Annotated in this window: 20 protein-coding genes and 2 pseudogenes; 13 read left to right on the top strand and 9 right to left on the bottom strand. The window is 58.9% G+C overall.

All coding sequences use genetic code 11. The annotated features are described in order from the left end of the window. Positions 1-25: 25 nt before the first annotated feature. Positions 26-694, top strand: coding sequence for a L,D-transpeptidase (locus ACZ9BX_RS33685; RefSeq protein ID WP_476222701.1), 669 nt, complete (start codon positions 26-28; stop codon positions 692-694). Between the two features lie 484 nt (positions 695-1,178). On the opposite strand, the gene ACZ9BX_RS33680 is transcribed toward ACZ9BX_RS33685, so the two are convergent. After that, a complete protein-coding gene (locus tag ACZ9BX_RS33680) occupies positions 1,179-2,582 on the bottom strand; it encodes an ATP-binding protein (protein WP_476222699.1) in 1,404 nt (467 codons plus the stop codon). Between the two features lie 532 nt (positions 2,583-3,114). Beyond that, positions 3,115-3,696, bottom strand: a complete 582-nt coding sequence (locus tag ACZ9BX_RS33675) for an RNA-guided endonuclease InsQ/TnpB family protein (protein WP_476222697.1) — start codon at positions 3,694-3,696, stop codon at positions 3,115-3,117. Positions 3,697-4,058: 362 nt separating this feature from the next. On the opposite strand from ACZ9BX_RS33675, the gene ACZ9BX_RS33670 reads away from it, so the two are divergent. Continuing rightward, positions 4,059-5,084, top strand: a complete 1,026-nt coding sequence (locus ACZ9BX_RS33670) for a methyltransferase (RefSeq protein WP_476222695.1) — start codon at positions 4,059-4,061, stop codon at positions 5,082-5,084. A gap of 103 nt (positions 5,085-5,187) precedes the next feature. Here the strand turns inward: ACZ9BX_RS33670 and traG are convergent, their stop codons facing one another. The 3 genes from traG to ACZ9BX_RS33655 are packed head-to-tail and all read right to left on the bottom strand — an operon-like array spanning position 5,188 to position 7,599. Continuing rightward, on the bottom strand, positions 5,188-7,107 hold the full coding sequence (gene traG, locus ACZ9BX_RS33665; protein WP_476222693.1) for a Ti-type conjugative transfer system protein TraG: 1,920 nt from the start codon (positions 7,105-7,107) through the stop codon (positions 5,188-5,190). 11 nt (positions 7,108-7,118) lie between these two features. After that, on the bottom strand, positions 7,119-7,325 hold the full coding sequence (locus tag ACZ9BX_RS33660; RefSeq protein ID WP_476222691.1) for a conjugal transfer protein TraD: 207 nt from the start codon (positions 7,323-7,325) through the stop codon (positions 7,119-7,121). Further along, the gene (locus ACZ9BX_RS33655) at positions 7,315-7,599 is read right to left on the bottom strand and encodes a TraC family protein (RefSeq protein ID WP_476222689.1); all 285 of its coding nucleotides are present in this window, start codon (positions 7,597-7,599) and stop codon (positions 7,315-7,317) included. The genes ACZ9BX_RS33660 and ACZ9BX_RS33655 overlap by 11 nt, the downstream gene beginning before the upstream one ends. A 208-nt stretch (positions 7,600-7,807) precedes the next feature. Here ACZ9BX_RS33655 and traA point away from each other — a divergent pair, with 208 nt between their 5' ends. The 10 genes and pseudogenes from traA to ACZ9BX_RS33605 all read left to right on the top strand — a co-directional run bounded on the left by traA (position 7,808) and on the right by ACZ9BX_RS33605 (position 23,282). Then, positions 7,808-12,427, top strand: coding sequence for a Ti-type conjugative transfer relaxase TraA (gene traA, locus ACZ9BX_RS33650; RefSeq protein WP_476222687.1), 4,620 nt, complete (start codon positions 7,808-7,810; stop codon positions 12,425-12,427). 757 nt (positions 12,428-13,184) lie between these two features. Continuing rightward, positions 13,185-13,550: a helix-turn-helix transcriptional regulator gene (locus ACZ9BX_RS33645; protein WP_476222685.1), complete on the top strand. Its 366-nt coding sequence runs from the start codon at positions 13,185-13,187 to the stop codon at positions 13,548-13,550. A 228-nt stretch (positions 13,551-13,778) separates the two neighbouring features. Then, complete coding sequence (locus ACZ9BX_RS33640; RefSeq protein WP_476222684.1) at positions 13,779-15,425, top strand: ABC transporter ATP-binding protein; 1,647 nt, start codon at positions 13,779-13,781, stop codon at positions 15,423-15,425. 281 nt (positions 15,426-15,706) lie between these two features. Continuing rightward, positions 15,707-16,192, top strand: coding sequence for a MarR family winged helix-turn-helix transcriptional regulator (locus ACZ9BX_RS33635; protein WP_476223114.1), 486 nt, complete (start codon positions 15,707-15,709; stop codon positions 16,190-16,192). A gap of 21 nt (positions 16,193-16,213) precedes the next feature. After that, positions 16,214-16,912 carry an SDR family NAD(P)-dependent oxidoreductase gene (locus ACZ9BX_RS33630; RefSeq protein WP_476222682.1) on the top strand — a complete coding sequence of 233 codons (699 nt, stop codon included), beginning with the start codon at positions 16,214-16,216 and terminating at the stop codon, positions 16,910-16,912. Beyond that, positions 16,913-18,244: an NAD(P)/FAD-dependent oxidoreductase gene (locus ACZ9BX_RS33625; RefSeq protein WP_476222680.1), complete on the top strand. Its 1,332-nt coding sequence runs from the start codon at positions 16,913-16,915 to the stop codon at positions 18,242-18,244. 85 nt (positions 18,245-18,329) lie between these two features. After that, entirely contained in the window at positions 18,330-20,006 is a 1,677-nt protein-coding gene (locus ACZ9BX_RS33620) for a peptide ABC transporter substrate-binding protein (protein ID WP_476222679.1), read from the top strand. 101 nt (positions 20,007-20,107) lie between these two features. Beyond that, positions 20,108-21,053 (top strand): annotated as a pseudogene (locus tag ACZ9BX_RS33615) (ABC transporter permease). Positions 21,054-21,065: 12 nt separating this feature from the next. Beyond that, positions 21,066-21,950 (top strand): ABC transporter permease, encoded by an 885-nt coding sequence (locus ACZ9BX_RS33610; protein ID WP_476222677.1) that lies wholly within the window; start codon positions 21,066-21,068, stop codon positions 21,948-21,950. Between the two features lie 9 nt (positions 21,951-21,959). Then, on the top strand, positions 21,960-23,282 hold the full coding sequence (locus ACZ9BX_RS33605) for an NAD(P)/FAD-dependent oxidoreductase (protein WP_476222675.1): 1,323 nt from the start codon (positions 21,960-21,962) through the stop codon (positions 23,280-23,282). 143 nt (positions 23,283-23,425) lie between these two features. Here ACZ9BX_RS33605 and ACZ9BX_RS33600 read toward each other — a convergent pair. The 4 genes and pseudogenes from ACZ9BX_RS33600 to ACZ9BX_RS33585 all read right to left on the bottom strand — a co-directional run. Beyond that, positions 23,426-23,800, bottom strand: a pseudogene (locus ACZ9BX_RS33600) (transposase); the annotation flags it as partial. Between the two features lie 4 nt (positions 23,801-23,804). Continuing rightward, positions 23,805-24,452: a substrate binding domain-containing protein gene (locus ACZ9BX_RS33595; protein ID WP_476222674.1), complete on the bottom strand. Its 648-nt coding sequence runs from the start codon at positions 24,450-24,452 to the stop codon at positions 23,805-23,807. Between the two features lie 469 nt (positions 24,453-24,921). Next, the gene (locus tag ACZ9BX_RS33590) at positions 24,922-25,245 is read right to left on the bottom strand and encodes a type II toxin-antitoxin system RelE/ParE family toxin (RefSeq protein WP_476222672.1); all 324 of its coding nucleotides are present in this window, start codon (positions 25,243-25,245) and stop codon (positions 24,922-24,924) included. Further along, on the bottom strand, positions 25,245-25,526 hold the full coding sequence (locus ACZ9BX_RS33585; RefSeq protein ID WP_003591561.1) for a type II toxin-antitoxin system Phd/YefM family antitoxin: 282 nt from the start codon (positions 25,524-25,526) through the stop codon (positions 25,245-25,247). The genes ACZ9BX_RS33590 and ACZ9BX_RS33585 overlap by 1 nt, the downstream gene beginning before the upstream one ends. Before the next feature lie 164 nt (positions 25,527-25,690). Between ACZ9BX_RS33585 and ACZ9BX_RS33580 the strand changes: the two genes are divergently transcribed. Next, positions 25,691-25,954, top strand: a complete 264-nt coding sequence (locus tag ACZ9BX_RS33580; protein WP_476223138.1) for a hypothetical protein — start codon at positions 25,691-25,693, stop codon at positions 25,952-25,954.

Here is a 25,954-nt window from a genome sequence, read left to right as displayed (position 1 = left end):
TCGCAAACGTCGATGGAGACCTCATATGTCGGAACTGAAAGTACTGACTAGGCGCGGCATGGGCGGGCTGCTTTTCACTGTTCTTTTGTCGACGGCGATCAACCACGCGGCAGCAGACCCGGTCTCGCCGCCATTGTTGGACAAGAAAAACAACAGGGTCTGGATCGACAGCGACTATATCGGCTTTCTGATGTCACCGCCGGCTTACCCGCCACGGCGAACCCGGGAAGAGGGGCCCTATCCACATGCCGGGACGTTCGTGCGGCGGCACGTGGTGGACTATCAGACCCGGGAAGCGCCCGGTACGATCATCATCGAAACCCGCAATTACGCCCTTTACTACATAGAAGCCGGTGGAAGGGCGTTGCGCTACAGTGTCGGTGTTGGACGCGAAGGCTACGGCTGGCGCGGAACCGAGATGGTGAGCGCCAAGCGCCCGTGGCCGGATTGGCGTCCGCCTTCGGACATGCGCGCAAGGCGACGGGACCTTCCTGCCTATATGGCCGGAGGTGCCGACAATCCGCTAGGCGCGCGCGCCATCTATCTGGGAGATACGCTTTACCGCATCCACGGCTCGAACGAACCGCAGAGCGTCGGGCAGTCGTCTTCCTCGGGGTGTTTTCGCATGATGAATGAAGATGTAATCCATCTCTATGAGCGGGTAAAAATCGGCGCGAAAGTCGTCGTGTTGTAAAGTAACCCGGCAGCCGAGGAAGTCGAGACGCTGCGGTTTGTGCGCAAGACCGAGCAGAAGGCGCCGCACGCTGCCGCAGGCGCCGCCCCGATGACTGTAGCGGCCGTGGCGGCGTCGAGCGGTGCGGCCAAGCCGGCCCTCGATAGCGACAGGGTGATGAACGTTGCGGCGATGATCCGGTTCATAGTCAGGCTTTCTCCGTCTCGACGCGCATCCAACAGCGCTCATGTTGACTCCGTCCTCTACCCAGACGAAAAGAACTCTTGCCTGCAGAGGGAGATAATTGGACGGCTGAGGAGAACAATACGGGTTCCATTACCGAGATTGCAGAGACGGTTGCACCGGCAAAAGCGCCGGCGTCGGCGGTAACTCTCCTGGTAATAGGAGGCTTCGGATCGCTGTATTCCACACCGTGACACAGCGTATTGTAGAGCAAGACGGCAATTTTGCGGGCCGTGTCCGTGACCGCGTTGGCCCGTGGTGTCTATCTGCGCGGATTCACCAAATTTTCAGGGGTAAGCAAATGAAGTTGCTTTTCTTCCTTTGCTAAATCAATAACGTCGCTTGAAAAACCAATTCTACTGAAGAACAGAAAATGCTTATTGGCCGCACTTTTTCCGTAAGTTGTTTTTTCTGACCGCTGGCGTAGCAGCCGAACGTGGCCAAGATCGATTGTGCTCGTCCTCCACTTGCACTCCCCGAAGAAGAACGCACCGTTCAGCAGTCTCCCCGCGACATCAATATCGAAATCCGAATGACCCCAGATTTGGCCAACTTCCTGGGCAGGCACTCCGAGTATCTCTTGAATGTGAAGCTTGGCATATTCCAGCGCGATACCTTCGAACTCGATGCCCATATACTCTGAAAACTGAGGCTCTACGACGCGGTCATAAACGTCTTCGCCGAAACCGCTGCTGATCGCAGTCAGGTTTGGGCGAACAAAGCGATGCCAAAACGAAATCAGGCTGTCTGCGACCCGATAGCGGCGATTTCGACCTTTCTCATCGGCATCTAACGACTTGGGATTGCTTATGAGGTCGAGGGCCTGCAGCTTTGCCATGTATGGCCCGATGTTGTCTGCTTTAACCCCGAGTCGATTTGCAATCTCCGATTTGCTGTTACGGCCATCGGAAACAGCCGCCAGGATGCTGGAGTAAAAGGTTGGCTCCCTTAGCTCGGTCTGGAGCAGAGTGTTCGGTTCGTCAATCAGCGTACCCGTCTCGGTCAGCAATAGATTGACCACGTTCTCCCTCAGGGAGACGCTCGGGTTACAGAGCTGAAGATAGTAGGGAATGCCACCGAAAATCGCAAAAGCCTTGATGATGTCGTCGGCATCGTACTCAGGGAAGAACTTGGCAACATCACTCAGAGGCAGCGGCTTCATGTCCAGCGATAAAGTCTTGCGCCCATAGAGGGGATTCCGCTCAGCTAACATTTCTTCCATTTGGGAGATAGCAGAACCGCAAAGGATCAGCTTCATGGCTCCTTGGTCAGGCGCGCCAGAGTCCCAGAATTTTTGCAGGATAGAAGGAAGTGCGGGTTCATCATCAAGGAGGTAGGGAAATTCATCGATTGTAACGATCAGGCCTGGATTTTCCGCCGTATGCTCTGCGACATAATGGAGCACTCCTTCCCAATTGGACAATGCATCAAGCTGTGGCTTGGAGCCGATTGTTTTTCCTACCTCAGCTTTGAATTGTTCCAGATTCAAAAGCGATGACACCCGCGTCGCTTGAAAATAAATCTCGGCATGTTCTTTACCCAGCTCCCGCAGGAACCTCGACTTGCCGATACGACGTCGACCAAACAAAATGACGAGTGACGGCCGTGCAGCCGTCAATTCGTTTCTCAATAACTCGAGTTCCCGCTCACGGCCTAAAAATTTCAATTGTGGCTCCCTAAGGTAATCTAAATTACCTTAATCGTAATTACCTTAGTCAAGAATACAGTAATTTAAATTACCTTAATCGGCCAAACTTGGCAAGGTTGCGGAGGGTTGTATGGCTTTCTCGCTCCTAGGTCTCAATCTCAGCGATCGTGTCGAACGGTCCCGTGACCAGCTGACAAAGGTTCTTCTGCGATCTCCAAATAGCTTTTCCGCGACTATTCTCAATTGGGCCCGAATGCGACGGACACGGAGATCAATGAATGGGCCAATTCGCGCCCAAACCCGTGAGGCCAAGTGAAATGCTTGCCACCCACGCCGGCGGAAACACGCGTCCCCACACATAGTTGACTGAAGCGCTACCCGCGTCACCAATCGGACCACCAAAAAAGCGCCCAAGATGAAGCCGACGAGGCCGGACACTGTAACGCTGACGCCCGAAGTGCCTCTTTAACGCGAGATTGGCTTTTCTAAGCATCAGGGGCAATCTTAACATCTTCCCCGCCCTGAAGGACGGGGATTTTCAGGGGCGGCTTTAGGCCGCCCTTTCGAGTCCTCGGCTCCCGCCGGAAGTCTCCGCCGCCGCCGATGGCAGTGTTCCAGCCAGTCGTATGTTGACCGCCGCGTTGACGTCGGCGTGGTCTGCGTGTCCGCAGGAGCGGCAGAGGAACTTCGCTTGGTTTTCGCGGTTTCCCTTGTCCCTCGACCCACACTTTGAGCAGGTCACGGACGTGTATCTCGGATCGACCTTCACGACGTTTCCGCCGAGGACGGCAAGCTTGTAAGTCAGCAACAGCTCGAAGCGGTACCACGCCGCCGCGAGGATCGAGCGATTGAGGCCAGCCTTCTGGGCGACGGTCTTGCCCGGCTCTTCGACGGTCCCTTTCGCCGAGGCGCTCATGGTCCTGATCTTCAGGTCCTCGAGGACGGCCGTTGCGAAGCGCCGCGCGATGCGCGTCGTCGTCACGTGTTGCCAGTGTAGCCGTTTGCGCGCCGCCTTCGCCGCGATCCGCGCGGCGTGGCGTCTGGCCTTGGCCTGGCGCTTCGAACGGCTGTTCCGCCGTGAGGCTGTACGCTGCCACTGCTTGTGGCGGTCGTCGAGGTTGGTCGGCGGCATCGCGTGCATCGACCCGCTACGGCGTGATGGTGCTGAGGGAAGCGGCGGTCGGTCCGGCGGAGTTCAGGCGGCGAGCCGGGCGAAAGGGCAGAGCGACCCGCTGGGAGCTGTCAGGTGAGGGTGGCTGAACGATCAAATCAAGGCGGGCGGCAAATGCGGAACCGGAAGGCGGATCCCCTTCTGGAGCGTGTAAATAATACTCCAGGTCGTGTGACGCTTGATTTTGCCGATAGCCCGTTCGATGCGCCGCCCCAGCTCCTATTAGAAATTGGTGAATTTCCGTGGATTGGTTTAACATTGAACGATAATGGGACGCATCGGCGTGGCTCCCACGGGTGCATTCGCCCATTGGGGAGGCTCATATGCAAAACGGAATTTCTCCAGACCACATCCTGCAAATTGGCTTTGGGTTCTGGCCAGCCAAGACATTGTTGAGCGCCGTGGAACTGGGGCTTTTCTCGCTGCTTGCGGACGGCCCCAAAACGGGCCTCGAACTGCAAGGCGCCATGGGGCTGCATCCGCGCGGAACGTATGATTTTCTCGACACCCTTGTCGCGCTCGGATTGCTGCAGAGGGACGGCGTCGGTGAAACCGGCAAATACGGCAATACGCCTTCAACAGCACTGTTCCTGGACAAGCGGAGCCCCCAATACATCGGTGGAATCCTCGAGATGGCGAACGCACGCCTGTATCGGTTCTGGGGCGATCTCACACAGGCGTTGCAAACCGGAAAGCCTCAAAACGAGATCAAGGAGACAGGCAAGTCCATGTTCGGCGAGCTCTATGCGGACCCGGCGCGCCTGGAGCAGTTCATGGATGCGATGAGCGGCATCTCGATGGGCAATTTCACGGCGTTCGCCGAGAAATTCGACTTTTCCAAATACAAGACGCTGGTTGATATAGGCGGGGCAACCGGGCAGCTTTCGGCCATCGTCGCGGCGCGGCATCCGCACATGCAATGCCGGACGTGCGATCTCGCCGATGTGCAGCCGATCGCGGAGCGGCGGTTGAGGGAGCGCAATCTCGGCGGCCGCGTCACCGCCGAGGTGATCGACTTTTTCGCGGACGAATTTCCCAAAGCAGACATTATCACGATGGGACTGATCCTTCATGACTGGAATCTCGAGAACAAGAAAATGCTGATCGCCAAGGCCTACCGTGCGTTGCCGTCCGGCGGCGCGCTGGTCGCCATCGAGAACATCATCGACGACGAGCGCAGGCAAAACAGCTTCGGTCTCATGATGTCGCTGAACATGCTCATCGAATTTGGCGAGGCGTTTGACTTTACCGGCGCCCAGTTTACCGAGTGGTGCAAGGAGGCAGGGTTCGGTCGCTGCGAGATTATTCCGTTGGCGGGACCTGCAAGTGCAGCGGTGGCTTACAAGTAGAGGCTTGGCACCCGCGCAGTTCGCCGGCTGCTCGGAACCTGGCAGTCAGAATTGAAAGGCATGGAAATATAAATCTTGATTGATCGTCGATATCGCTTACCGGTTAGAGGCTTGTTTTGACGAAGCGGTTGGCCTCGGCCGCCTCATTCATGTCCTTGCGCCGAAAATAGATCGCTCGCCCGCAGCGCATCGGGCTTTGGCCTTGGACGATGACGATCTGTTCGTCCTTTCGCATCGACTGCGTGATCTCGTGCGGCATGATCAGCGGCCTTCGCTGAAAATTCACGCTCTCGGATTGGCGTGACCCCATGGCAGAACTGCTCCAGCCGACATTGCGCGACCTGCCCTTTACCTCGACGGTCATTTCCCCGCATTGGGCCGAGACACTGCGAGCCGTGTCGAGTGCCTTGACTGCGGCGTAGGAGGCAAACGCGCAGCCGTCGATCCATGAGGTCGCTCCGTCCTTGCCGAAATGCCGTTCCAACTGTCCGACCGACTGGTACATAAGCATGAGCGTGATCCCGTATTTGCGGCCGCGGTCGCGCGCCTCTTCCAGCATGCGCATGTAGCCGAGCAGCTCGACCTCATCGAGCATGAACAATGTGCGGCGTTCGAATGCGCCATCGGCCTGCACCATGGCCTTGATCAGCGAGCCGATGATCACCCTTCCGATGCCAGGATAGGAGCGCAGGATCGCGGCCGGGATGTTGAGGAACACATCCTTTTTGCCGGAGACAATATCGCGGGATCTGAAGGCGTTGCCACAGACGAGACCAGCGTAACTGTCAAGCGACAGCCACTGCGTGTCCTTCGAGGCCGTCGAGTAGACGCCGGAAAACGTTTGCTCCGTCATGTTGGTGAAAACGCCGAGGGTTTCGCGGATAAAAGCGGACGCTGAGTTCTCCTGAACGTCGCGCAGCATGGCGAGCACCGACGGCTCCGGCTCGGAAACGATCTGGCGCAAACTGCGCAGAGTTCGCCTTCCGGCATATTCCGGCGAGAGCATCACATGCGCAAGCAGGCCGGTCAGCAGATTGTGCGCCTGGTTCTGAAAATAGGCACTGCTTGACGATTCGAAACGTGCGCTTTCCGACAACAGCATATGTGCGATGCCGACGATGTCCTCCTCTTTGCGGACGGATGTTTCAATGCCGTCGAGGACGTCGAAGCCAGTTGCCGGATCGGCGGGGTCGAGCACCATCACGTCACGGGCGAGAACACGCCGGCGGTGCTCGACCACCATCGGTGCCACTTCTGTCGACGGGTCGAGGCAGATGAGCGGACCGGTATATCGAAGCGCGGTCGGCACGACATTGCTGGTTGTCTTGAATCCACCGGAACCGGCGAAGAACAGCATATGCGTGGAGTCAAAATCCTGCTTATAGGTCAGGAGCGGCGCCCTGCCACCCTGTCCCCACGTCGAACGATCGTTCGGGTCGAATGGAAGCTTATGGACGAGCTCGCGATCGACGCGATAACGTTCGCCAACGACGATTTCGCCATCCGGCGGGAAAAGCTTTGCGGCCGCAGGCATCGAGAGCCAGTCGGCGTCGCCGAAGGTTCCGCGCTTGGCGCGTTTGATCGGATCGGCAACGACGACGGAGATACGCGCCGACACCGCGACAATCAGAAAGCCGAGAGCCGATCCAGCGACGGCGAAAGCGTCGAGATACGAGAGCGCCACGTCCCAGGTGACGACGCCGCGCTCAACGGAGGGAGCGAGACGTCCATATTCCCGCAAGGCGTAGAAGCCGGCAGTGACGAGAAAGCCGAGAAGGCTTGCCACCGCGATCGGCCGGCGTCGATGCAACGGCAAGGGCCAGACCGTCAGAAGCCCCGCGAGCGGCCCGAACATAAGTGCCGGCACGGGTGTTGACCGCAGGAACCAATATTGCGTTTTCGCCGACATGCCGGAGGCCAATTCTTGCCATCGCCAGCCAGTCAGGTAGACGGCAAGGCCTGTAGCGGCGACTGGGACGAGAACAAGCAGAAGACCCGGATGCAATCGATGCGTCAGTGCCATTCCGCTTTCTCCTAAACGGTATCCAGCGAAGAGGCCTTGAACGCGTCGATGCCGATGTCGCGCAGCCTCTGATGTTCCGCAGAGCCCGGAACGATCCGAGCCAGTTCGAGCAGGCCGCCAAGCAGGAACGCCCGGTCGGCCTTCGATAGCCCGGCCTTGACGACGATTCCGCCAAGCAGAAATTTCTGCCGCGCCTCGCGCTTGCGCTCAGCTGCCATGCGAAACCGCCGCCGGTGTTCCAATCCGGCCAGCCTCCGGTCGATGCGGTTGAGGTGATGCGTCGGCTGCGTCCCTTGTTTTCTTTTGAAATCGCGCTGCGATCTCAGCGATGATCTGATCGAGCTCTTCGTCGGGTAAATCCATCTCCGCCAGGCCGGCCTTGGTCGCGGCGCGAGCAAACCGCTCGGCGGATTTAACTATCAAAAATCTTCGGCGTTTCTTCAGCTTCTCGATCTGCGTGTCGAGGTCTGAAATCGATGTTTTTGCGGCCATTAACGATCATCCGCTGTGTTTTGTCACTGTGATACTCGCGGTTATACACACTAGTACAAGATAGTTAAATAGGCTAGTTTGCGCGGACGCTAAGAATCAAGGAATTCCGCCGTTTGCTCTCGTCCGCAAAAACGGCATCACCCAGTCGGGCCGATCGGTTTGTGAGCGCAACAAACGTCGCTTGCGCGACGTAGGTCAGGAGACAGTTGTGGCGATCATGTTCGTTAGAGCGCAGATGATCAGCAGGGGAGCCGGACGCAGCATTGTCTCGGCGGCCGCCTATCGTCATCGCAGGAAAATGACCGATCAGCAGGTCGGCACGACGTTCAGCCGTCGCGGCGTTTCGTCGGAACTGGTGCACGAGGAATTGGCCTTGCCGGATGAGGCGCCGGCGTGGCTGCGCAAGGCGATTGACCGACGCTCGGTCGCCGGCGCCAGTGAGGTGCTTTGGAACGCCGTCGAAGCCTTCGAGAAGCGCGTCGACGCACAGCTTGCCCGCGAACTGATTATTGCTCTGCCAGAAGAACTGACGCGAACTGAGAACGTCGCACTGGTGCGCGAGTTCGTCCGCGACAACCTTACCTCGAAAGGAATGGTCGCCGACTGGGTCTATCATGACAAGGACGGCAATCCTCACATCCATTTGATGATGACGCTGCGTCCCTTGACGGAGGAGGGGTTCGGGCCGAAGTGCATGGCGGTAACAGGAGCAGACGGTGAGCCGTTGCGCGTCGTCACGCCGGACTGGCCGAAGGGCAGGATCGTCTATCGGTTCTGGGCCGGCGACAAGAAAACGATAGAGGCGTGGAAGATCGGCTGGGCGGACACGGCCAATCGGCATCTGGCACTCGCCGGCCATGAGATCTGGCTCGACGGCCGCTCCTACGCCGAACAGGGGCTGGACGGGATCGCACAGAAACGCCTCGGTCCGGAAAAAGTGGCATTGGCAAGCAGGGGCAAGGAGATGTTCTTCGCGCCGTCGGAGCTTGCCCGCCGGCAGGGAATAGTAGATCGCCTGCTTGCGGAACCCGAACTCCTGTTGAAACGGCTTGCCAATGAGCGCTCGACCTTTGATGAGCGCGATATCGCCCGGGCGCTCCACCGCTATGTCGACGATCCGGTTGACTTTGCCACTATCCGTGCGCGGCTGATGGCGTCGAACGACCTCGTCACGCTGAAGCCGCAGCTGTTCGATCCGCAAACAGGAAAAGCTGCAGAGCCGGCAATCTTCACCACGCGCGACATCCTGCGCACCGAATATGACATGGCGCAGTCGGCCCGGGTTCTCGCGGAGCGCGGCGGGCACGCCGTTGCCGATCGGCGGATCACTGAGGCGATCGGAAGCGTTGAGACACGTGATCCGCAAAGGCGCTTCCGGCTTGATGCGGAGCACGTGGACGCTGTCCGACATGTCACTGGTGACAGTGCCGTTGCTGCCGTCGTCGGTCTGGCGGGTGCGGGCAAATCCACATTGCTCGATGCTGCGCGCGGCGCCTGGGAAAGCGAAGGTCGCCGGGTGATCGGTGCTGCGCTTGCTGGAAAGGCTGCCGAAGGTCTGGAAGACAGTTCCGGCATCAAGTCGCGGACGCTCGCATCCTGGGAGCTCGCCTGGGCCAACGGCCGCGCCAGGCTTGGGCGCGGGGACGTGCTGGTGGTCGATGAGGCCGGCATGGTGTCGTCGAAGCAAATGGCGCGCGTCCTGAAGGTTGTGGAAGAGGCCGGCGCAAAAATCGTCCTTGTAGGTGACGCCATGCAACTCCAGCCGATCCAGGCAGGTGCAGCGTTCCGGGCAATCACGGAGCGGATCGGCTTTGCCGAGCTTTCCGGCGTGCGCCGCCAGAGCGAGCAATGGGCACGCGACGCGTCCCGGCTGTTTGCGCGCCGCGAAGTCGAACAGGGTCTGCACGCCTATGTGGAGCGAGGCCATCTTGTCGAAGCGGAGACACGGGAGGAGGCCATCGGACGCATCGTTTCCGACTGGACCGATGCTCGTCGTGAGCTGCTTCAGAAATCCGTCAATGAAGGAAGCCTGGGCGGTTTACGCGGCGACGAACTCCTCGTTCTTGGTCACACGAATGTGGATGTGAAGCGCCTGAACGAGGCATTAAGGACCGTGATGACGGCCGAGGGCGCGGTCGGTGATAGTCATGCCTTCCAGACCGAACGAGGGGCGCGCGAGTTTGCCATTGGCGACCGCATCATCTTCCTCAAAAACGCCCGTTTCTTCGAGCCGTACGCCGAGCATCCCGAGGCCCAATATGTCAAGAACGGCATGCTGGGCACAGTTGTTTCGACGACCGACAAAGGCAGTCGGACATTGCTCTCAGTGCGCCTCGACAATGGCCGCCATGTCAGCTTCAGTGAGGACAGCTACCGCGATGTCGATCACGGCTATGCCGCGACGATCCACAAATCGCAGGGTGCCACAGTCGACCGGACGTTCGTTCTCGCGACCGCCATGATGGATCAGCATCTGACCTATGTGTCGATGACCCGCCATCGCGATCGTGCCGATCTCTACGCGGCCAAGGAAGATTTTGAGGCAAAACCGGAGTGGGGCGCGAAGAGCCGGGTCGATCATGCCGCCGGCGTCACCGGGGAACTTGTCGATGTCGGCGGGGCACAATTCCGCGAAGGAGAGGACGCCGATCCAAGCCCCTACGCCGACGTCAAAACGGATGACGGGGTTACGCATAGGCTCTGGGGTGTGAGCCTACCGAAGGCACTACTGGAGGGTGGAGTCGACGTCGGGGACACGGTCACTCTGCGCAAGGACGGGGTTGAGAAAGTAAAGGTTCAAGTTCCTGTCATCGACGAGGAAACCGGGCAGAAACGTTTCGAGGAAAGGGAAGTGGATCGCAATGTCTGGACGGCCAGACAGGTCGAGGCCGCGGTGGCCCGCCGGAAGCGGATCGAGCAGGAAAATCACCGGCCCGAACTGTTCAATCAGCTTGTCGAACGGTTATCGCGGTCCGGCGCTAAGACCACCACGCTCGATTTCGAAGATGAGGCCGGCTACCAGACTTTTGCGGGTGATTTCGCGCGGCGTCGCGGGATTAATCATCTCGCGCAGATCGCAGCCGGGATAGAGGAAAACGTTGCCCGACAGCTGGCGCGACTTGCCGGAATGAGGAAGGAACTGGCGATGCTGTGGGAACGGGCAAACGTTGCCCTAGGCTTTGCGATCGAGCGCGAGCGGCGCACCGCTTATGATGACCGAGTCCCTGTCCCATCCGTCGAGCGGACCAGTGCCGGGGAGATGCGGTATCTTCTGGCGCCTGTGACCTCCTTCTCGAGGAGTGTGGACGAGGATGCGCGCCGGGCGCAATTGGGTTCACCCGGCTGTCAGGAGCGTGAAGTGATCCTTCGCGCTCAGCTAGGGAAGATCTTTGTTGATCCGGGCGAGGCGCTTGCCTTGCTGAACGACCGGGCTTCACACACTGGCGTCATGCCCCGCCGGCTTGCCGACGACATCACGCGTGCGCCGGCCCAGCTCGGACGTTTGCTGGGCTCGGACTGTTTGATCGATGGGCGGGCGGCGCGTGACGAGCGCAATGTCGCGATTGCCGCTCTTGCTGAACTGAAGCCGCTGGTACGCGCCCATGCCGCGGCCTTCCGCAAGAACGCCGAACGGTTCGCAGCGCGTGAGCGGACGCGCCGTATGCATATGTCTTTGTCGGTTCCAGCGCTATCGAGAGGTGCCCGTGCGCGCCTCGACGAAATCGAAGCCGTTCGCGAAAGGGGTGGTGAGGAGGCCTATAAGACTGCCTTTGCGCTTGCCGCCGAGGATCGTTCCGTCGTGCAGGAAATCAAGGCGGTAAGCGAGGCGCTGACGGTCCGCTTCGGCTGGAGTGCCTTCACGGACAAGGCAAACGAGCATGTCGAGCGCGTCATTATGGAGCGCATACCGGAGGATTTGGGGTCGAAAATACGCGAGGAGTTGGTGAAGCTCTTTACGGCCGTGAAGAGGTTTGCCGAAGCGCAGCATCAGACTGAACGCCAGGATCGCTCGCGGATTGTCGCCGCTGGAGCTTTTGATCCGACGCGGCAGAAAGCCTCCGCGCCGCCGCTGCTTGCCGCGGTTGCTGAATTCAAGGCGCCGATCGAGGAGGACGCGAAAGCGACGGCCTTGTCGACGCCGTATTACCAGCAGCGTCGCGCAGCCCTTGCGGAAGCCGCGATTAGCATCTGGCGTGATCCTGCCGCAGCCGTGACGACGATCGAGGCGCTGGTCACAAAGGGTATTGTGGCGGATCGCATCGCTGCTGCCGTGGCCAGCGATCCTAAAGCTTACGGAGCGCTGCGCGGTTCGGACCGCCTGATCGACCGGCTGCTTGCTTCCGGGCGAGAGCGCAGAGATGCGCTCCAAGCCCTTCCAGAGGTTGCCATTCGCCTGACCGCCCTTGCTTCGGCTTACTCGAATGCGTTCGATGCAGCTCTGCGCACGCTCGGCGAAGAACGGCGACGCATGGGGATAGCCATTCCTGGGTTGAGCAGCGGCGCCCGCGATGATCTCGAGCGCCTCACCCTAGCGGTCGCGAAGAACCCGCGGGCGCTTTCCGGAATGATCAGCGCGCTTGATCCGAAGATCCGCGACGAGTTCGCGGCGGTGAGCAACGCACTCGATGCGCGCTTCGGGCCTGGTGTAATCGGGCGCGATGAGAAGGACGCCGTCAACATGGTGCCACCGGCCGACCGAAAGGCGTTCGAAGCGATGTGGGCATCGCTCAAGGTCTTGCAGCGGGCTGTTCGGATCGAAAGCACTCAAAAGATCCAGAGTGAGCGTCGGGCGCAAGCAATCGGTCGTGGGCGCGGCCTCAATCAATAAGGCGTGAAAGAATAGCCCATCACCAATGCTGCCGTCGTCTTCATGGGCACAGGGCGCTTGCGGCCGCCATGACGCGCATTTGGCATCGTCACCATGACCCGTCGCAAGCGGAGTCCAACGACTGCAAAGTCAAACCTACTGTTGCGTCGTGCCTGCAGGCGGCGTGACAGGAGCAGGCGCGGCATTATTATCAGCCGGCGCGGATGGGGCTGTTGGAGCCGGCGCTGGCTCGGAATTGCTCGTCGAAGAAGTGGTCTGTGGATCGGTGTCGGGTACGTTTGGCGACTGGATGAGAGCGAAAGCGCCAATCGCAATCAACCCAGCCGCTGCAATCCATGCGACCCAATTCGTTCGGCGATAATCAACCGATGGGGTTCGACGCTCGGGATCACGGTTTGCGTTTTCAGGATCATACGTCATTTGGCATCTCCTTATGGGGAGGAGAATGTCGTGACGCGTTATTGGTTCCAGGGGTTGGTCAGGGTGTTCTCCGTGCCGGAATTGTCGCCATCACGGAAGTCCGGATGCACGTAAAAAGATGAATTCATTGAAATGTCCAACAGCCTCCACTGTCAGCATCTCGTTAAGATGCGTCCGACTGGCGTCTGCGTAATTCGGTTGGCGACCTATTCGAAGATCATGCCGACGCTGCCCCGCCCCTTTGCCGCCGACATATTGCCGATCCGAACGAAACAAGACCTACTTGTCTCGCTGGCCCTCCGCGGCGCCGCGCACAGCTATACTGATCGGCTAGCTAATGCAGCCGGGTCCTGCCTATGTTCGGCGAGCGGAGGATTTCATGCGCGCTCAAAGTGCACAGCCTATTCGAATGTCGCATGTCGCTGCGGCCGCTGGATGCAGTTTGCGAACGTTGACCGCCGTGTTCAACCATTTCCGCGGTACTACGCCCTTGGGGATGCTGCACTCTATCCGGCTCGATCTGGCGTGTGCTGAGCTCGCAGCCGGTACGTCCGGCGCTTCGGTCAGCACGATCGCCCGCCGATACGGTTTCACCAACACGGCACGGTTCGCTGCCTCGTTTCGACGCCGGTTCGGCACGACACCCACGGAAATGGCGCGGCATGCGTCCATGCGGGGCGCGCTCACCGTACCAATCGCCTAGGCGATTGCCATATGTTTAGCAAGTTCAATCATTGCCTACCCGGAAAAGTTTCCGTCCGTCTCTGGGGCTAAAGCGAGTCGTTTAGACATTGCCGGACGCGATTGCGGGATAGTGTCTCGCACTATCGTTGACTGACGAAATGCAAAGGGCATGATCCGCTTTAAAAAGCGGACTCGGCACTATTCTTGCTTGTTGTCCATGATCACTCACGACAAAAAGGATTTCGCCATGCAGCAGACTGCAACTGTCCAAAGCGAAACTGCCAGAAGCGTGGTGCTATCTGTCAGGGAATTGACGGTCAGCCTACCCAAAAACATGGAGCGGACGCACGCTGTGCGCGACATCTCCTTTGACCTGAGACAGGGAGAAATTCTCTGCATCATCGGCGAATCCGGCTCGGGGAAATCCGTGACTGCCAACGCCATCATGGGGTTGCTCCCATCGGCGATCGCCGTAACCAATGGCAGCATTTTTTTCAAAGGGATGGATCTTGTACAAACGGAAGAAAAGACCTTGCGCACACTGCGCGGCCGCGCCGTTTCGATTATCTTTCAAGATCCGCTCTCGGCGCTCAATCCGCTGATGACGATCGGCGATCAGATCGGCGAGGTGATGGAGGCCCACAAGATCGGGACGCAAGAAAGCCGTGCCATCAAGATCCTCGAGCTGCTCGACGAAGTCGGTCTGCCCGATCCGGCGCTGCTACAACATCAATATCCCTTCCGCCTATCAGGCGGTCAACGGCAGCGTGTCATGATCGCCATGGCGCTGGCGCTCGACCCGGACGTGCTGATTGCCGACGAGCCGACAACGGCGCTGGACGTAACCACACAGGCCCAGATCCTGGAGTTGATCCGCAAGATCCAGCGCCGCAAGAATATGAGCGTCATGTTTATCACCCATGATTTCGGTGTCGTCGCCGAGATTGCCGACCGCGTCGTCGTCATGGAAAAGGGCAGCCTCGTCGAAGAGGGGCCGGCGAGTGTGGTGCTCAACACGCCGGAACATCCCTACACGAAACGCCTGATTGCTGCCGTGCCGCGCATGACGGCGAAGGACCGCGAAGGTGCCTCCGATACGCCGGTGGTGCTGGAAGTCACGAATCTGAGCAAAACCTACCACACGTCGGGCGGATTCTTTTCAAAGAGCCGGACAGTCAAAGCGGTCAACAAGGTCAGTTTTTCAATCCGCAAGGGCCGAACGCTCGGCGTCGTCGGGGAATCCGGCTCCGGTAAGTCCTCGCTCGGCCGCGTTCTGCTCAAGCTGATGGACTGTGATGACGGCAAGATGCTGTTCGACGGTCGTGATATCGCGCCCATGTCGAGCGATGCCTTCCGGTCGATGCGCCCCTATATCCAGATGATCTTCCAGGATCCATTCGCCTCGCTCAACCCCCGCCACACGATCGGCAAAGTTCTGACCGTCGGACCGATCGCTCATGGCGTCTCGCTGCATGAGGCCAAGGCAAAAGCGCTTCGGACGCTCACGCTGGTAGGGTTGGACGAAGGTGCCTATGACCGCTTCCCGCATGAGTTCTCTGGTGGCCAGCGCCAGCGGATCGGTATTGCCCGGGCGCTGATGTTCGACCCGCTTCTGCTGGTGGCCGACGAAGCGGTATCGGCCCTCGACGTGTCGATCCAGGCGCAGATTTTGCAGCTGCTGACCAAGATCCAGAAGGAGACCAAGGTGGCGATGGTCTTCATCACGCATGATCTTCGGGTCGCCAGCCAGATCTGCGACGAAGTTGCCGTCATGTACAAGGGCGAGATCGTCGAATACGGCCGGCCCTCACAGATCTTCCGCGCACCTCATCACGATTATACCCGCAAGCTCGTCTCGGCGATCCCCGGCAGCGAGTGGGAGCCGGCTGCCTGACATATCAATTTCGGAGCGTGACTAAACCGTCCTGCTGAAAAGCAAGGCAGTTTTTGTCGTTTCTGCCTCCCCGTCATGGTCTGTTCGCCTATCTGATAGGCATTCCTTTGTCGTGATCAAATTAGCGCCGAAGCCTCAGAAAAAATAGTTGCATTTGTCCACTATCTAGCAAATCATCACCGTCGAAACGACGCCTGACACTGCTGGAGATGAGACTGAAACACCTGTTTCCTTACCGGAAAACAGGACGCTATCCTTTTGTTTTTCGGAGCGTTAGTGCCGTGCTTGAGCCAAAGAAAACACCACCCATATCGATCGGCGACATCGACCTCGATGTGCTGGAAGATACACTCAGCTTCTATATCCGTACCGTCAATCTGGCGGTGTCACGCGATCTCGACGAGCGGCTGGAGGGCTTAGATGTCGCCCGCGGTACGGGGAAAATCACCACTCTGCTGATGGTCGATAGCCACCCGGGGATCCGCCCGTCTGTCATTGCGCAGCTCATTCTCAAGGATCGATCCGCGATGGGCCGGCTTGTCGATCAGATGGAAAATCATGGGCTTTTAACGCGCGAAACGTCGGTCGACGATAACCGTGCGCAAGAGCTTTATATCACCGAGAAGGGCGCGCAATTGGCGATACAGGTGCGAGCCCTCGTCACCCAGCAATCGAAGGATTTTTTCGCCTTCATTCCCGAAGACGAGCAACGCCTGCTGATGGATATCCTACGCAGAGCCTACCGGCGGATCGCCGGCTTATCGTGAACCGTTTCTGGAGATCGTGCCATGACGGCAAAACGTGTCGTATTAATCTCGGGAGCCAATCGTGGTATTGGCGCGGAGACGGCCCGGCTGCTGAACAGTCAGGGATGGTGCGTGTCGCTCGGCATGCGCAAGCCGATTCAGCCGGATTGGGCAGATTCCGCCTCGGCAGCCGTCTTTCCGTACGATGCCGATGATCCTGACGGTGAGAGATCCTGGGTGGAAGCCTCCATCGCCGCGTTCGGCCGCGTCGACGCCATCATTGCCAATGCAGGCATCATGATCCCAAAAACAGTCATCGAGGCAGACGAAGACGACGTCGATAAAACGATGGCGGTCAACGTCAAGGCACCGCGCCGGCTTGCCAAGGCGGCTTGGGAACAGCTGACAGCCAGCGGTCGCGGCCGGGTCATCATTCTCGGCTCCCTCTCCGGCAAGCGGGTGAAGAGTGCCAATGCTGGACTCTACTCGATGTCCAAGTTCGCCGCAGTTGCACTTGCGCATGGCATCCGCCACGCGGGCTGGGATTTCGGCATTCGCGCCACCGCGGTCTGTCCGGGGTTTGTTGCCACTGATATGGCCCGCGGCATCACCAGTCGCGCCGACGACCAGATGACCGATCCGCGTGATTTCGCCCGTGTCATTGCCATGCTGCTGGTCCTGCCGAACGAGGCGAGCGTCGCCGAATTCACCATCAATTGCCAGCTTGAGGAGTCCTACTGAATGCCGGGACCTTACGTTGTTCCTGTCCACGGGGACGCTGACCTGCCCAAGGAAGTGGATGTCGTCGTCATCGGCGGTGGCATCATCGGCACCTCGACGGCACTCGAACTGGCCGAACGTGGCCTGCGGGTCGCGCTGTGCGAAAAGGGGGGCATTGGGCATGAGCAATCCAGCCGCAACTGGGGCTGGGTGCGCATTTCTCGGCGGGATCCGCGCGAAGTGCCGCTGATGGCGGAGGCGCTGCGGATCTGGAGCAGCCTCGATCAAAGAACCGGCCGCGCCACCGGCTATACTCGCGCCGGCATCATGTTCACCTGCGCCAATGATCAGGAATTTGCAGATCATGAGCGCTGGAAGCGCAACCTCGAGGGCTATCAGCTCGATTCACGGATGCTCAGCCGCACCGAGTTCAAGGCAATGTTCCCGAACGCGAATATGGACATCAAGGGCGCCCTCTACACCACCGCAGACGGTCGTGCCGAGCCGCAGAAAGCGGCTCCAGCGGTGGCTGAAGCTGCGCGCGACAAGGGCGCCACTATTTTGACGGAATGCGCGGTCCGCGGCATTGAAACATCGGGCGGCAAGATATCCGGTGTCATCACCGAGCGTGGTCCAATTGCCTGCTCGGCCGTTGTGCTGGCCGGCGGCGCCTGGTCGAGCCTGTTTTCCGGCAATCTCGGTATCGATCTGCCGCAATTGAAAGTGATGAATTCTGTGCTGCGCACCAAGCCCTTGGACGGAGGGCCGGAACAGGCCATCTGGTCCAAGGGGTTTGCTGTGCGCAAACGCCAGGATGGCGGCTACACGATCGCATCGGGTCATGAGAATGTCGTCGATATCGTCCCGAAATCCTTCCGCTATGCCAAGGATTTCATGCCGGCGCTCGGCAAGGAGTGGCGCTCGCTGAGGTTCCGTCTGGGAGGTCGCTTCTTCGACGAGGCGCGCATCGCCAACCGCTGGGCGATGGATGAGGCAAGCCCGTTCGAATATAACCGCGTGCTCGACCCGAAGCCGGCAACCAAGCTTTCCGACCTGGCGCTCGCCAACCTGAAGAAGGCCTTTCCGGTTTTCGAGAAGGCGGAGATCGCCCAGCGTTGGGCCGGCTACATCGACGTGACGCCGGATGCCGTGCCGGTCATTTCAGCGATTGATAGGATCCCAGGCTTCCATATAGCCACCGGCTTTTCCGGTCATGGCTTCGGCATCGGGCCCGCCGCCGGACGGCTGATGGCCGATATCGTTACCGGCAGGCCGCCGGTCGTCGACCCTAAGGATTTCCGTTTTTCACGCTTCTCCGATGGCTCGAAGGTCGAGCTGATCAGCGGCTTCTAGTCTGCCCGAATAAAGAAGGCAGATCGCATAACGTGCAGAAAACGAAGTGGAACAGTGACTGAGCAACAGCAAAGGGAGCAGACCGATGTCTGACGAAACCAAGAATGCGATTCTCAATCCTACGCGCCGTCAGGCGCTGACCATGATGGCGCTGGCCGGCGCATCCGGCCTAGTCATACCCAATCTTCTCGGCCGCGACAGGGCATTCGCAGCCGCGCCTCCTGCCAAGCCGACCGGACAGATGATTGTAGGCTTTTCGCAGGAGCCAACCGTTTTCAACCCGCATATGCCGCATATTGAAGTCGATGAAGGCATTCATTTCAGCCTTTTCGATCCGCTCTTTGCCCTTTCCCCCGAGGGCAAATTTACGCCGGCACTGGCGCTGGAGGTGCCGAGTGTCGAGAATGGCGGCATCTCTGCTGACGGCCTTTCCTGGAAAGTTAAACTTCGAGAGGACGTCAAATGGCATGACGGGACGCCATTCACGGCCGATGACGTCAAGTTCACGTTGGAGCTGCTGGTCGATCCGGATTTCCGCAGCTGGCGCAAGACGGGACATGAACTAGTACGCGAGTTGACGGTGGTCTCACCGACCGAACTCACCTGGAAAATGGAAAAGCCGTTTGCACCCTATCCGTCGATCCTGGCGTCGACCTTCATCGTGCCGAAACACGCCTTTGGCGCTGAAAAGGACAAGAACACGGCGCCCTTCAACGCTGCTCCGATCGGCACAGGCCCGTTCAAATGGGTGGAGCGGGTCGCTGGCGATCACATCACGCTCGAAGCCAATGCCGACTATTTCGGCGACGGTCCATATCTTGAGCGCGTGATCTACAAGTATATTCCGGATCTCACGGTTCTCTATACGCAGTTCAAGACGGGCGACATCGACGTGGTGGGCCTGCAGTGGATCACGCCTGACCACTATGAAGAAGCCAAAGCGCTTGAAGGCAAGGCCGTTCTCGTCGTCCCCGGCTCTACGGTCGAATCCGTCACCTTCAACATGGAGAAGCCACAGTTCAAGGATCTCGCAGTTCGTCAGGCGCTTTATCATGCGCTCGACAAGGCAACGATCATTGACGCCCTGTACTATGGCCTGCCGACGCCGACCGAAAGCTACATGCCGCAGCAGTCCTTCTATGCAAATCCAGACCTGTCGAAGCACGAATACGATCCAGAAAAGGCCAAGAAGATCCTTGATGATGCCGGATGGGTACTGGGCACCGACGGTATTCGCGCCAAGGATGGCGTCAAACTTTCCTTCTCCAACTCGACGACGGCCGGCAACCATATCCGCGAGCAGGTGCAGCAGTTCATGCAGCAGTCGTTCAAGGATATCGGTGTCGAAATGACCATTTCCAACCTGCCCCCGGCAGTCATGTGGGGCGAATACTGGATGATGTCACAGTTCGATTCTGTCGTCGTCGGCATCGACTTTTTGACCGGCGCCGATCCCGATACATCCGACTATTTCAAATCGACATCGATCGGCGCCAAGGGCGGCGCCGGACAGAATACATGGCAGTATTCGAATCCCGAGGTCGACAAACTCCTGACCGAAGGCGGCCAGATCTTCGTGCCGGAGGAGCGCAAGAAGATCTATCTCAAGATTCAGGAGATCATGCGCGCCGATCTGCCCTTCATGCCGGTCTTCCAATACGCGCAGGTGCGCGGCCACAAGACGGGTGCCGAAAGCGTCGTTCCGAACGTCAATACGCGCATCGACAGCTGGAACGTCGGAAGCTGGTATTGGACTTCCTAAGCTGCCTACCTTTGAGCAACCCTCTCCCGTTTCGGGGGAGGGTCCAACGAAGCGTCTCGACGTCCCTGACCTGATGTCCAATAGCAATTGGAGAGACTGCGATGCTGCGCTATCTTCTCGGCCGTTTATGGCAAAGCCTGATCTTACTGTTTCTGGTGTCCATGATCGGATTTGCGGTTCTCAATCTGGCGCCTGGTGGTCCGTTGTCGCAATATGCGCTGACACCGGGTATGACCCAGGAAGCAATGGACCGAATTGCGAAGCAGATGGGCCTCGACCGGCCATTGCCGATACAATATCTCGACTGGCTGCGGCACCTTTTGCAAGGCGACTGGGGCCGCTCCTACCGCGACAGCCAGCCGGTTCTCGGCATCATAATGGGTCACCTCTTTGCCACGCTACTGTTAATGGGGTCCTCGACCGTGCTTTCGATCGCTGTCGGCACCTGGGTCGGGATCAAGGGGGCGACAAAGCGCTATTCCATCTTCGATTATACCGCCACGATTGGCGCAATGGTGGCGCTGTCGATCCCGACCTTCTGGTTCGGGCTTATCGCCATCTACCTGTTTTCCCTCAAGCTGAAATGGCTGCCGGCCGGTAACATGTACACGATCGGCGACGGCTCCGTCGCCGATTATGCCATTCATCTGATCATGCCGACCGTGGTTCTGGCGTTCGTCAATGTAGCGGTCTGGAGCCGCTACATGCGCACTGCGACGCTCGACGTCATCAATCAGGATTTCGTGCGAACCGCAAAGGCCAAGGGACTTTCGGAGCGACGGGTGCTGATGAAACACGTGATTGGGAACGCGTTGCTGCCGATGATCTGCGGGTCTGCAGCTGCCAACTATTCTCGGCGGCGCGCTGGTTACCGAAACGGTATTTACCTGGCCGGGCATGGGCCGGCTGTTCCTCGATAGTCTCGGCTATAACGATTATCCCGTCGTCATGGGTCTTTTGATGTTTTCCGCCATCCTCGTCTTGATCGGCAGTCTCATCGCCGATCTTCTCGTCGCTTTCGTCGATCCGCGCATTCGGTTGGGTTAGGGAGAAAAATCCATGTCCGTGACCCTGTCCATTTCCCGCTCCACGAAATCGCATTGGTGGCAAAGCCGGACCTTCCGCCGGTTCGCCCGTCACCGGCTAGCGATGCTCGGACTGCTGATGATCACCGTTCTGGCGCTCGCCTGTATTGTCGGTCCCTCGATCCTGCCCTACGACGAGCTTTACATCGATCTGCGCGCCCGCTTTGCGCCGCCCCTGACAGGCTACCATATTTTCGGCACAGATCCGCTGGGCCGCGATATTGCAGCGCGCCTGTTCATGGCCGGCCGTATTTCGCTTCTGGTCGGTTTCTTTGCCATGTTGCTCAGCACCTTCATCGGTACTGTCATCGGCGTCTGTGCAGGCTATTACGGCGGGCGCGTCGGCGCAGCGCTGATGCGCTTCGTCGACGCCTTCCTGTCCTTTCCCAGTATCTTTCTGCTTCTGGCGCTGGCGGCCTTCATCAAGCCGAGCCCTTTCATGATCACGGTCATCATCGCGGTGACGAGCTGGATGGAGATTTCCCGCATCGTCGAGGCTGAGGTGCGCTCGTTGCGCGAGCGCGACTTCGTGCTGGCGGCGCGCATGCTCGGCCTTTCCAACAGCTGGATCATGTTCCGTGAACTGCTGCCGAATGCCATCGGCCCGATCATCGTCGCAGCAACCCTGACGGTCGCCCGTGCGATCCTGCTTGAAGCCTATGTCAGCTTCCTCGGCTATGGTATACAGCCGCCGCTGCCAAGCTGGGGCAATATGCTGAACGGCGCGCAGCAATATCTCGACAGGGCGCCATGGCTGGCGATCGTGCCCGGCATCGCCATTACGCTCGCCGTCACCAGCTTCAACTTCATCGGCGACGGCCTGCGCGACGCGCTCGACGCCCGAAGCGATCTTAGTTGAGAGGAGGCGATGCGCACGTTTTCTCCTTTCAAGACGACATTGTGGTATGCGACCGCCACGCCAGCTCCCGACACGACGAGGCTGCAAGGCACGGTCGACGCGGATGTTTGCATTGTCGGTGGTGGTTATACCGGGCTGACGACGGCACTGGAACTTGCCCAGAATCGCTTTCGTGTCGTGCTTCTGGAAAAGGAAGAGATCGGCTTTGGGGGATCCGGTCGCAATGCCGGACATTGCACTCCGACCTTTACCCATTACAGCCTGCCGGAATTGCGCAAGATGCTCGGCGAGCCCTGGGCCGAGCGATTGATTGTCCGCCAAACCCGTGCCAACGACCGCGTTTCCGAAATGATAAAACGCTACCAGATCCAGTGCGAATGGCAGCAGAACGGCTACGTCATGGGGGCATCCTATCCCGGCATGATGAAGACGATCGAGGAGAAGGTTCGGACCTACAACGCTGTGGGTGCCCGAACGCGCGTTCTTGATCGAGGCGAGGTCGAAACGGTAACGGGCACCCGACGTTTTTATGGCGGTTGGCTGCATGAAGAAGCAGGGCATCTCAACCCGCTCAGCTATTCGCGCGGCCTTGCTCGCGCGGTGATCCAGGAAGGAGGCGTAGTCCACACGAATTCGCCTGTCACCGGGTGCCAACGACAAGGCAGCGGTTGGGTGATCAGCACGGACAGGGGCAAGGTCTTGGCCGATAAGGTGATTTTTGCTACCGGCGCCTACACGGCAGGCGGTTGGCCGAAGCTTGACCAGACATTCAAGATCCAGAAGGTATTTGTCGCGGCGACACAGCCGCTTTCCGATGATGAGCGCCAGTCAGTCCTACCGCAGAATACGACCATTCATGATGGACGCGGCGATATCTTTGTCTACAAATACAATACCGAGGGACGGATCGTCGCCTCGATGTTTCCCATGGGCCGGCGCGGTCGCGACCTGGATTATACTCGCACCGTCATGAGCGACCGGCTGAAATGGCTGCACCCGCAGATCAAGCAGGATATCCGCTGGGAATATTTCTGGTTTGGTGAGTTGGATATGCAATACCAAACCATCCCGCGTCTTTATGACCTAGCGCCTGGTGTCGTGGCTCTCACCGGCCTTTCCGGCCGCGGCGTGCCCACCGGCAGTATGCTGGGCGGCATACTTTCGGAATGGGCAAAAGGCGTGCCCACGCAGGACCTGGCGCTGAAGCTTGAGCCGTTGACCGCTGCGCCCTTCTATATGAGCTATGGTCCGCAACTGATGCTGCGCTACTATCGCGTCTCAGACTGGATCAAGACCAAACTCGCAGGCGTACCCCTCCCTCCGCACGCCTGATCCGGGCCATAAACTGCCCGCTTTGCGTAGTGGCAACTCTTGAAATCGAGATGGTTCGCGGAGTGCGAACTACTGGCCGTGACAACACATTGGCGCATGTCCGACGCCGAGAAACACCTGAGCGATGTCTTCGTCACAGCCAGATAGGCAGCGGCGTTGAGCACTTCGCGAATGGCGGCGCGCAAGCCGGCATGATCGTCGGCGACAACAAACTCAACGCCGTGAAGGCCTCGCGTCTTCAGGCCAAGCAGGAAGTCCTTCCATGACGAGCTGCTCTCGCGATTGGCGATCTCCACAGCCAGGACCTGACGGCGGCCGTCCCAGTCGATCCCGATTGCAAACAGCACCGCTTGGCTCCTGACCACGCCAGCTTCGCGCACCTTCTCATAGCGGGCATCGAGGATGAGGTGGGGGAAAGGCTCGGGAAGCAGGCGCTTGGCAAAAGCCTTGAGGCTTTCGTCCAGCCGCTTGTTGATGGCCGAAATTGCCGAAGCGGAGAAGGCATGCCCACACAGTTCCCGCTTATTTGTGCTCGTGGCTGAAGATCTTCAACGATTGAAGATGTCTTGAAAGGCCCTCCACGAAGGCTCTCACTTTGACCGGCACATATCGATTGGACGGATAAACGGCATGGACGAATTGAGGCTCGTACCGCCAATCGGGCAACACGTGCTCCAGCGTGCCGTCTGCGACCAGGGGGTCGAGCAACACCTTATGGATCAAGCCAATCCCCAGTCCAGCGGATATCGCCTGTCCGGTCAGAGCGGAGTTGTCTGAACAAAAGACCGGCTCCACCCGTATATCACATGTTTCCCCTTGGGAATTCATCAGTCTGAACCGCTCTCCGCCGACGACATTGCTATGAAGGATGTAGTCATGGCCCGACAGCTCGCACGGATGTTGTGGCCGTCCCTCGCGTTCAAGGTAGGCTGGCGTTGTCGCCAGACATCGTTCGATAACGCCCAGACGTCGAACAATCAACCGATCATCGACCACACCGCTCATGCGTATGGCCACGTCCAGCCTCTCGGCAACGACGTCGACGAAGCTGTCTGTCAGGGAGACGTCCAGCAAAAGGCCGGGATGCGTTCGCTTGAAGTCAATGAGGTAGTCGGCCAACACGGTTGTGCCAAACCCAACTGGCGCCCCGATCGCCAGTCGTCCCGACATTGCGCCGTCAAGAGAGCTAACGACCTTCGGTGTGGAAAAGGAGGTCTCTGAGGGAAAGCTTGCTTGGACCCCGCTCGCCTCCGGGGTGCTGGAGCCGGCGCTGATTTCGCTTCTGGTGCCGCGCGGTCGCGTGCAACCAATTTACATTATGGAGTTTCGTCGAAATCGTGAAACGAGAACTGGATGCGTACAAACACGCGAATCTCCAAAGAGCATCGGGAAAATGGGCCCGATATACGGGCTTTCCCGGTGCCATTCGAATATGCCGGATACGAGGAGACTATGCTCTGGCACCGTCGGAACGACAGCGATCCAGGCCATAGCTCGGCTGAGGCGCACACTGCTCGAAGTGAGCGAAACCGTGGAGCGGCGCGCATAGGGCATCATCGGCACAAAGCTCTTCCACAAGGGGTGGGGTGATCGCAGGCAAGTCATATGTCGGAATCGACGAAGAACGATATGCCGAACTTCAGCGGATGAGCCTTCGCTCTAGAAAGCTCTGCATGTCGCGCCGTCCGTCCACCACGCAGTAGACGACGACATCAGTGCCCATGATGCGATAAATCATCCGCCACGGCTTATGGTGCAGTTCCCGATATTCGGAGATTCCGATACCCGCCAACTCCTTCGGAATATTTCCGCGGGCGGGGAATTCTTCGAGCTCGGCGCATGCGCTCTCGATTTCCGTCAGGATGCGCTCCGCCGTCTCGGCGCCGTCGCGACCGGCGATGAAGCGATAGAGATCCTCGATGTCGCGTTCCGCGTCCTCGGCAAAAAGAACACGATATGGCATCAGGATTGGCTGTCCGCCAGACGTTTGCGGATGCGCGCGAAGGATTCCGCAGCAGGGCGCAGTTTACCCTCCTCGACTTGCCGGTTGGTGAGCGCCAGCACCTTCAGAAGCGCGAGTGTCTCCTGGGTTTCTTCGTATTGGCCGACGTCCTGAAGGATGGCTTTCGCCTCCCCGTGAAGCGTAATGACGACCGGCTGCGGATTATCCTTCAATGTCCGGATGATCTCGGGCGCGTGCGCCTTGAGATAGCTGATCGGCTTGACCTGTTCTGACAGCTTCATGCGGTTACTCCCTTTCGACCAGAATATAGACCATCAAGTGGTCGATTGAAAGAAGCCATTCGACGGCGACGGGACACGGCCGTTTTTTTCATTCAAGCGTTCGAAAGAGAATGTCATTTCTATTATAGACTAAACTTTGCAACCAGCGATCGGATCGTGGTGTCATGACCTATCTCCTCAGCCTTCTCGACAAAAGCCCGATCGAACAGGGTCTGACGGCCGCGGATGCGCTGCGGGCGCGTTGTAATGGTGCCCTGACTTTGTCGCCACCGGCGCAAGGGCCGCCTTCACGGGAACGACGGGGGGCAAGCTTCCGTGGGATGCTTCCCGACGTTCACGAACCTCTGTTGGGCGTCGGAAAGCAACGGACAGCTGAAGCAGCGATTGAGCGGCTGGCGGCGTTCTATGCGAAATATCCGGCCGGTTAG

The sequence above is a fragment of the Rhizobium sp. USDA 3886 genome, assembly GCF_056279785.1.
Note: the sequence above shows the minus strand (reverse complement) of the source record. Positions and strands in the feature narration are given on the sequence as shown.